This is a genomic window from Hymenobacter sp. AT01-02 (genome assembly GCF_000961955.2).
GTDB lineage: Bacteria > Bacteroidota > Bacteroidia > Cytophagales > Hymenobacteraceae > Hymenobacter > Hymenobacter mucosus.
Genome location: NZ_JZIR02000044.1, coordinates 1 through 8,850 on the forward strand (window position 1 = coordinate 1; position 8,850 = coordinate 8,850).

Below are 8,850 nucleotides of genomic sequence, written 5' to 3' on the forward strand. Positions count from 1 at the left end.
CCTCATATTGAAGGGACATTGTATACATAGTGTATACTAACCTGCAATAGACACGTTCTAGATAATAAAGAAAGGCGGCTAGTATTCCTAGCCGCCTTTCTTTATTATCTAGAACGTGTCTATTGCAGGTGCAGAGTGCTGACACGGTCTGGACCTACGCTCACAATGCGAACAGGCACGTCAAGCCGTTGCTCAAGAAACTTGATGTAGTCAGTAAGTGGGGATGGTAGTGCTGCTGGGTCAGAAATTGATGTCAATTCGGTGCGCCATCCAGGCAGATCAATATACACGGGGGTTACATTCTGTAAGTCTCCGTGGTCGGGTAGGTGATCTGTCTGCTCTCCATTGGGCAGTATGTAATGAGTGCAGACCCGAATTTCGTCGAATTCGTCTAACACATCAGCCTTCATTAGATGAATTTCGGTCACCCCGTTGAGCATGATGCTATACCGCAGGGCGGGTAAGTCAATCCAACCACAGCGGCGAGGGCGACCAGTAGTAGCACCAAACTCACGTCCAGCAGCCCGAATTTGCTCTCCTACTTCGTCATGTAGCTCCGTTGGAAAGGGTCCGCTACCTACACGCGTGCAATATGCCTTACTAATACCGTATACTTTATCTATATGGCGCGGGGCGATGCCAAGGCCGGTGCAGGCACCAGCAACAATGGTACTAGACGAAGTGACAAAGGGGTAGGTACCAAAGTCAACATCCAGCATAGATCCTTGGGCACCTTCGGCCAAGATGCTTTTGCCTTCTTTCAACAAGTCGTTGAGTAGGTACTCTGTATCGGAGAGTTGTAGGGTGCGCAGGAATTCAATGGCTGAAAAGAAATCGGCCTCGAACTCTTCTATTTCGAGGCCGCGGCCATGGAATTCAGCAAGGGTAGCATGACGCGATACTGCCTCTTGGTAACGTTCCTGGAAATCGGGCAAGAGAATATCACCTACACGGAGACCAGTCCGGCCGATCTTGTCCTGATAGGTAGGGCCAATGCCCTTTAGAGTAGAGCCTATTTTGCTGCCACCTCGTGCTTCTTCGTTGATGCGGTCAAGAGCACGGTGCGAAGGCAAAATCAGTTGTGCTTTCCGCGAAATGTATAGGTTTTGGCTCCAGTTGACGCCTCGATCTGTAAGCTTCTGGAGTTCCTGACGGAATACTACCGGATCAAGTACTACTCCATTACCTACCACATTAATAATGTGGGGATGAAAAATTCCAGATGGTACTTGGTGCAAGACATGCTTCACCCCATCGAAAGTGAGAGTATGCCCCGCATTGGGGCCGCCCTGGAAGCGGGCTACTACATCGTAGGTGGGGGCTAGTACATCGACAATTTTGCCTTTACCTTCATCCCCCCACTGCAATCCTACTAGTACGTCAACGGGCATTAGTTCGCGGCTTTCAGTTGTTGGGCGGCCGATTCCTCATCGTCCGCAATGGAAAAAATAGCGTTCAGTTTAGTTAAAGCCAGCATTTTGCGCGGGTGGTCAGCAGGGTTGATCAACACCATTTCACCACCCCGGCTGCGGAATTTTGTCAGCAATGAAACGAGCACGCCAATGCCGGTGCTGTTAATGTAGCGGATGCTCGACAGATCGACAGTACAATGGCGCAGTTCATCACCAAGGTGCTGGTCAACGCTTTGCAGCAATTGTTGCGTATCGGGACTACCGATCAGGTCGCCAGAAAGGCGCACGAAGAGGATGCCGTCTCGGACAGCAGTATCAGTTTTCATTCGGCTAAAGAGCGAGCAGCGGCTTTCGCACGGCAGTCGCCGCACACACCGTAAAGGTTCAAAGAGTGGTGCAAGATATGGAAGTTGAGCAACTCCCCGACCATGGTTTGGATGCCATGGATGCGCGGATCACAGAACTCCACTACTTTATGGCACTCCGTGCAGATGACGTGATCATGCTGACGGTACCCGTAACTCTTCTCATACTGAGCAAGGTTACGACCAAACTGGTGCTTGCTCACTAGGCCATGTTCTACCAGCAGGTCGAGGGTATTGTATACTGTAGCACGACTTACTTGTAAGCCTTGTTCCTTCATTCCAGCATACAGTTCTTCAACGTCGAAGTGACCCGTGCGGGAGTAAATCTCTTCGAGAATGGCGTATCGCTCAGACGTCTTGCGGAGACCCTTATTTTCGAGGTAAGCAGTGAATATCTTCTTCACCTCCTCGTACTTTTCTTTGTCCAGATGCTTTTCGATGACAGGCATTGTATGGGGCCTTATTATAGAAGGTGAAAACCAACGAGCTAAGTAGAAGTTTGAGCCACAACGCGCTACATAAAGTACCTGCGCCTATCCTTGCCGCTGTTACTTGTACTGTTTTGTACTCACTGCTTTTCTTAAAGACTTTTAAGAACTGAATCAGGAGTCAAAGCGCTCCACTTGCAACACTCCGCTCACTTTCGACAGGCGCTGAATCAGTTTTGTAAGGTGGGCGGTATCATTTACAAATACCATAATCTGCCCTTCAAACATGCCATCGTCGGAGTCAATGGTGATGGAGCGCATGTTCACTTTCAGGCTGTTGCTGATGATGCGCGTGACATCATTTACTAGCCCTACCCTATCCGAGCCCTTGATGCGGATACCCGCCAAAAAAGCTAGTTCGAGTTGTTCTGTCCACTTAGCCCGGACGATGCGGTTGCCAAAGTTAGACATCATCTGTACAGCTTTAGGACAAGATGTTCGGTGAATGACAATGCCTTGCTCTGTTTCGAAGCCAAACACATCGTCGCCGGGGATAGGATTACAACAGGGCGCAATGTTATAGTCGAATTTGTCGGTTCGCTCCCCAATTACCAGCATGTTGGCATTCACGCCACGCACTTTCTGTACTTCGTGGTCGAACGCTTTAGGCTGCAATTTGGATGGCAGACGGGGGGCCTCTATGCTGGGGTCAAACAGATCTGTTTTGATTTCTCGACCGTCGATTTGCCCGATGGCCAGCCGGTAGAAGAACTCTGGGGCGCTGGAAGTATTGAAGCGAGCCAGCAACCGATTCAGATTGTCCTGTGAATATTCAATACCCAATAGTTCCAGGCGCTTTTCCACGAGAAACCGTCCATCCTCAGATTTAGCTTTACGGTCGTCACGTAGCCAATCCTTAATGCGCGTACGTGCTTTAGAGGTAGTAACGTACTGCAACCACTCTTCCGTGGGCTTCTGCTTGTGCGACGTTAGAATCTCTACCTGGTCGCCATTGCGCAGCTGGTAGCTCAGCGGCTGAAGCTTTTGATTGACTTTGGCTCCTAGACACTGTAGACCAATGTGGGTGTGAATCTCAAAGGCGAAGTCGAGGGCGGTAGCTTTGTCCGGTAAGATGACGAGCTTGCCCTTGGGAGTAAAGGCGTACACCTCCTTCACGAAGAGGTTCTGCCGAAACTCGTCCATAAACTCTAAGGCGCTAGAGTTATTGGTTTCGAGCATCTCCCGCACCTTATTGATCCAAGCTTCCAAAGTTGACTCTGGCTGGGGCGTGCCGCTATCTTTATATTTCCAGTGGGCTGCGTAGCCTTTCTCGGCAATATCGTCCATGCGGCGACTCCGGATTTGCACTTCTACCCACTGCCCAGTGCGCGACATGACGGTAGTGTGTAAGCTCTCATATCCGTTGGCCTTAGGCGTGCTCACCCAATCGCGCAAACGGTCAGGATTGGGCTGGTAAAAGTCCGTCACAATTGAATATACCTGCCAACAAGCGGCTTTTTCCTGCTCTGGTGGCACATCTAAAATCACCCGAATGGCAAATAAGTCATACACCTCGTCGAAGGTGATGTTCTGCTTGCGCATTTTCTTAAGAATGGAATAGATGCTTTTCGGCCGGCCTTTTATTTCATAGCCGAACCCCTGTGCCTTGAGTTCATCATCAATAGGCAGCACAAACTCTTTGATGAAGCGGTTGCGAGCGGCCCTACTCTGCCGCACCCGATTCACTAGCTCATTGTACACCTCCGTATCTGTATACTTCAGATATAGGTCCTCTAGCTCTGTTTTTATGGCGTACAGGCCGAGGCGGTGCGCGAGCGGGGCGTAGAGGTAGATGGTTTCGGAAGCTATTTTGAGCTGCTTGTGCCGGGGCATAGAGCCCAGCGTCCGCATATTGTGCAACCGGTCGGCTAGCTTAATCAGAATGACTCGCACATCATCTGAGAGAGTCAGCAGCATTTTTCGGAAGTTCTCGGCCTGCTCAGATGTACCGTAATCAAAGACCCCAGAAATCTTGGTGAGGCCGTCTACAATGCGGGCTACCTTAGCGCCAAACTCCCGCTCTACGTCGGCAATTTCCCAGGGTGTATCTTCTACCACATCGTGCAACAGGGCCGCGATAATGCTGGTAGTGCCCAGGCCAATTTCTTCTACAACAATCTGCGCTACAGCTAGTGGGTGCAGAATGTAAGGCTCCCCAGACTTGCGACGCATTTCTTTATGCGCTTCCAGGGAAGTATTAAAGGCCTTCTTAATGAGTTTTGCGTCGCCTTCCTTCAAGTAAGGCTTAGCGGTACGCAACAAGCGGCGGTAGTGGCGCAAAATTTCTTGACGCTCTACTTCAGGGTCGATAACGGTAGACATGGTACGCGGGGCGACGCAATAGGCGCCGCAGGATACTACTTGCTAAGGTACGAGAAGTGGCCTAAGGTTTCGCTAAGGCCGAAACGGAGAAACCCACTAGTACTACGGTAACACGTACCCTGTTTGGTTGGTGCAATGAGGTGAATAAGTCGGCTTCACAAGAATTTTTAGAAATCAGTGCTTGTTTTTCAAAACACCTTGTGTAGTTTTGCGGCCCCGAGGCAGACGGCCTCAGACGCGGATGTGGCGAAATTGGTAGACGTGCCAGACTTAGGATCTGGTGCCGCAAGGCGTGTGGGTTCGAGTCCCTCCATCCGCACTTTATTTGGTTTCCGAGTTTGTGAAACCGCTTTTTAAACCCTCAACCCACCCGTTGGGGGTTTCTTTTTTTTACCGGGTTTCATTGGCCCGCTATTTACACCGTAGTACCCTTAACCGACACCCGTTTTGGACATTACCCTCGACAAGAAAGACGACCAGCTGAATGCCATCCTGACAGTAAACCTCACGGAGGCTGACTACGCTCCCGCCGTAGAAAGCAAGCTGAAAGACTATAGCAAAAAGGCGCAGATCAAAGGTTTTCGCCCGGGTAAAGTACCGGTGACGCTGGTGCGCAAAATGTACGGAAAAGGTATTCTGGTGGAAGAAATCAACGGCTTGCTGAGCAAGTCAGTTGATGACTACATCAAAGAAAACAACCTCAAAATTCTGGGTGAGCCCCTACCGGTTCCTACCGACGTAGACTTCGACAACCAGAAGGACTATTCCTTCCAGTTTGAGTTAGGCTTGCTGCCCGAGTTTGAACTACCTGCTGATCAGGCTGTTTCCGTTGACCGTCACAAAGTTGACCTCGACGAAAACACGCTAAAAGAAACGTACGAGCAGTTGGAGCGCCAGTTCGGTGAGACGTCGGAGCCCGAAACGTCGGAAGCAAACGACTACATCTACGGTAAGCTGAAGAAGGCTGATGACGAAGGTGAAGGCCGCGTAGTGCTGCTACCTACCAACAAGCTGAAGAACGATGCTGACAAGTTTGTAGGCGTAAAAGCTGGCGACACTATCACTTTCGACTTGAAAAATGCTTTCGACGGTGATGCTGCTGCCATTGCTAACTTCTCCGGCATGAGCAAGGAAGAAGCTGGCACGGTAGAAGGCGAATATGTATTGAACGTAGAGAAAGTACAGCGCTCAGTACCTGCTGAATTCAATCAGGAGCTGTTCGACAAAGTGTTCGGTAAGGACATTGTAACCTCGAAAGAAGACTTCGATGAGAAAGTTCGCTCGACGGTACAAGAGAACTACGACCGGGAGTCGGATAACCTGGTAAACCGCCAGATCATCGACAAGATGCTGGAAAACACCACTATCGAAATTCCTAAGGAGTTCTTCAAGAAGTGGTTGGTACGTGCAAACGAGGGCAAACTGACCCCGGAGCAAGTAGAAGAGCACTATGAGGATTACGAGAAGGAGCTGAAGTGGTCCTTGATCCGCAACAAGGTAGTAGAGGCGAGTGAGCTGAAAGTATCGAACGAGGAAATCGTAGACCGCACGATGCAGAAGATTCTGGGCCAGTTCAACATGGAAATGACCCCAGAGCTGGAAGAATCAGTGCGTGGCTTTGCTGACAACTTCCTGCGTCAGGAGAACGGCAAAAACTACGTGAACGAGTATGAGGCCATTCTGGCAGAGAAAGTACTTGAAAACCTGCGCGGCAAAGTTGTTGTTAATGACAACCCGATTTCGGCCGAGGACTTCCGCAATCAGAATGCTGGCTAAGCGCTAACATTTTCGGTTTTCGAACCAACAAAAAAGCCCTTACTTGCCGTGAGGGCTTTTTTGTTGCCTTTGCGGTATCCATTGTGCCACCTCACTTCTCCTAATTTTCTGACATGCTGAATAAAGAAGAATTCCGCAAGTTTGCTGTTAAAGGTCAAGGCCTCAGTGGTCTGGGCGTAGATCAGTACCTGCAACACGTAGAGGGCCAAGTGCGCTCTGGTATGATGCTTCCTTCGAACATGACCCGTTCGGTAATCGAAGAGCGTCCGACCCGCTTCGCCGAGATTGACGTATTCTCGCGCCTGATCATGGACCGTATTGTGTTCCTGGGCACGGCTGTAGACGACTACATTGCTAACATCCTGACTGCGCAGATGCTATTTTTGGAGTCAGTAGACGCCAAGAAAGACATTCTGCTCTATATCAACTCCCCCGGCGGCTCGGTATATGCTGGCCTAGGGATTTATGATACCATGCAGTATGTAAACCCCGACGTGGCTACCATCTGCACTGGCTTGGCAGCGTCTATGGGTGCTGTACTGCTGGCTGGTGGTGCGAAAGACAAACGTTCGGCCCTACCTCACGCCCGCGTCATGATTCACCAGCCTTCGGGCGGTGCCCAAGGTCAGTCGTCAGATATCGAGATTACGGCCCGCGAGATTTTAAAGCTCAAGAAAGAACTGTACGACATCTTAGCTGAGCACACTGGCAAAACCTACCAGGAAATTCACGACAATTCCGACCGTGACTACTGGATGCGTGCTGATGAGGCCAAGGAGTACGGCCTGATTGACGAGGTACTAGAGAAAAAGAAAGCCTAGTACCTCTCTAGCTAACATGCCGAGCTAGGATGGGTAAACTGCCGAGGTGCGTATTTAATTACGTGCTACTCGGCAATACTTACCATTCTTCGACCCACTCAGCATGACGACGTTACGGAAAAAGCCCGCTTTGGCGGGCTTTTTCTTTTTAGTAGAGGCCAAATCCGCTGGCACTTTTTTAAGGCTGCGGGGCGTTGGCCTTTTCGTACCTTTGAGGTAGGTTAGCGAAAGTTACCTATCCCCTACCCTGTGAGTTCCTTTGGCAATGGCAGATATAACGTGCTCCTTCTGCGGTAAGAGCAAAAAAGATGTTTCCGTGATGATTTCGGGTATTAACGCACACATCTGCGAGCGGTGTGTGGGACAGGCCCAACAAATCTTGAACGAGGAAAATAAGATTCGGGCAAATTCAAAAGCGCCGAAGTTCAACCTCGTGAAGCCGCGCGAAATGAAGGAGTACCTCGACCAGTACGTGGTAGGCCAGGATGAGGCGAAGAAGGTGATGTCGGTGGCGGTGTACAACCACTATAAGCGCCTGATGCAAAAGCCGCAGAAAGATGATGTAGTAATTGAGAAATCGAACATCATTATGGTAGGCGAAACGGGTACGGGCAAAACTTTCTTGACCCGTATGCTGGCTAATATTCTGCAAGTACCCTTTTGCATTGCCGATGCCACTGTGCTGACAGAAGCAGGCTATGTAGGCGAAGATGTGGAGAGCATCTTGACCCGCCTGCTGCAAGCCGCCGACTACAATGTGGAAGCGGCTGAGCGCGGCATTGTATACATCGACGAGATTGACAAGATTGCGCGGAAGAGTGATAACCCCAGCATCACGCGCGACGTGAGCGGTGAGGGCGTGCAGCAGGCTATGCTAAAGCTGCTGGAAGGCACTACCGTAAATGTTCCGCCGCATGGTGGCCGCAAGCACCCCGAGCAGAAGATGATTACGGTGAACACCGAGAACATTCTCTTCATCTGCGGCGGCGCTTTCGTGGGTATTGACCGCATTATCAAAACTCGTCTTAACACCAAGCCCATTGGCTTTGCCAAAACCCAGTTAGACGAGAAGATCGACACGCAGAACTTCCTCCGCTACGTGACGGCCCAAGACTTGAAGCAGTTCGGCCTTATTCCCGAGCTAATTGGCCGTTTACCTGTGCTAACCCATTTGAACCCGCTCGACCACGCTACCCTGCGCAAAATCCTGACAGAGCCGAAGAACTCTATCGTGAAGCAGTACCAGCGCCTCTTTGACATGGAGGGTGTGCAACTCAGCTTTTCCGAGGGCGCTCTAGAATATATTGTGGTGAAAGCCGATGAATACCGGCTCGGCGCCCGTGGTCTGCGCAGCATCTGCGAAAGCATTATGACAGACGCCATGTTCGACATGCCTTCGGAGACAGACACCAAGGAATTAGTTATTGACTTGGAGTACGCCCGGGAGAAATTCGAGCAGTCGCCTTTAAAGCAACTGCGGGCAGCGTAGAAAGCCATTACAAATACCAAAAAAGGCGCACGTGCTAAGCACGTGCCGCCTTTTTTGGTATTTGTAATGGCTGAAACAGAAACGGCGTGGACTGCCTAGATTTTGCCTAAATACCCTACCATTAGCTTCGCAGCTTTTGCTGCTGCACGTTGCTGGCCTAGCTTCTCACGAACTTCA

At 50.4% G+C, this 8,850-nt stretch carries 7 protein-coding genes and 1 tRNA gene; 4 read left to right on the forward strand and 4 right to left on the reverse strand.

The window, feature by feature from the left end:
* Positions 1–119: 119 nt before the first annotated feature.
* From VI25_RS14425 to VI25_RS14440, 4 genes are all read right to left on the reverse strand, one after another.
* Positions 120–1,391 (reverse strand): adenylosuccinate synthase, encoded by a 1,272-nt coding sequence (locus VI25_RS14425; protein ID WP_045689958.1) that lies wholly within the window; start codon positions 1,389–1,391, stop codon positions 120–122.
* Positions 1,391–1,738: an STAS domain-containing protein gene (locus VI25_RS14430; protein ID WP_045689957.1), complete on the reverse strand. Its 348-nt coding sequence runs from the start codon at positions 1,736–1,738 to the stop codon at positions 1,391–1,393. Before VI25_RS14430 ends, VI25_RS14425 begins: the two co-directional genes overlap by 1 nt.
* Entirely contained in the window at positions 1,735–2,226 is a 492-nt protein-coding gene (locus tag VI25_RS14435) for a Fur family transcriptional regulator (RefSeq protein ID WP_045689956.1), read from the reverse strand. Before VI25_RS14435 ends, VI25_RS14430 begins: the two co-directional genes overlap by 4 nt.
* Positions 2,227–2,379: 153 nt before the next feature.
* Complete coding sequence (locus VI25_RS14440; protein ID WP_045689955.1) at positions 2,380–4,587, reverse strand: RelA/SpoT family protein; 2,208 nt, start codon at positions 4,585–4,587, stop codon at positions 2,380–2,382.
* Between the two features lie 237 nt (positions 4,588–4,824).
* Here VI25_RS14440 and VI25_RS14445 point away from each other — a divergent pair.
* The 4 genes from VI25_RS14445 (at position 4,825) to clpX (ending at position 8,673) form a co-directional block, all read left to right on the forward strand.
* Positions 4,825–4,906, forward strand: a tRNA-Leu gene (locus tag VI25_RS14445).
* A 128-nt stretch (positions 4,907–5,034) separates the two neighbouring features.
* On the forward strand, positions 5,035–6,363 hold the full coding sequence (gene tig / locus VI25_RS14450; RefSeq protein ID WP_045689954.1) for a trigger factor: 1,329 nt from the start codon (positions 5,035–5,037) through the stop codon (positions 6,361–6,363).
* 113 nt (positions 6,364–6,476) lie between these two features.
* Entirely contained in the window at positions 6,477–7,184 is a 708-nt protein-coding gene (locus VI25_RS14455; RefSeq protein ID WP_045689953.1) for a ClpP family protease, read from the forward strand.
* Positions 7,185–7,449: 265 nt separating this feature from the next.
* Positions 7,450–8,673 carry an ATP-dependent Clp protease ATP-binding subunit ClpX gene (gene clpX / locus VI25_RS14460; RefSeq protein WP_045689952.1) on the forward strand — a complete coding sequence of 408 codons (1,224 nt, stop codon included), beginning with the start codon at positions 7,450–7,452 and terminating at the stop codon, positions 8,671–8,673.
* Positions 8,674–8,850: the final 177 nt, after the last annotated feature.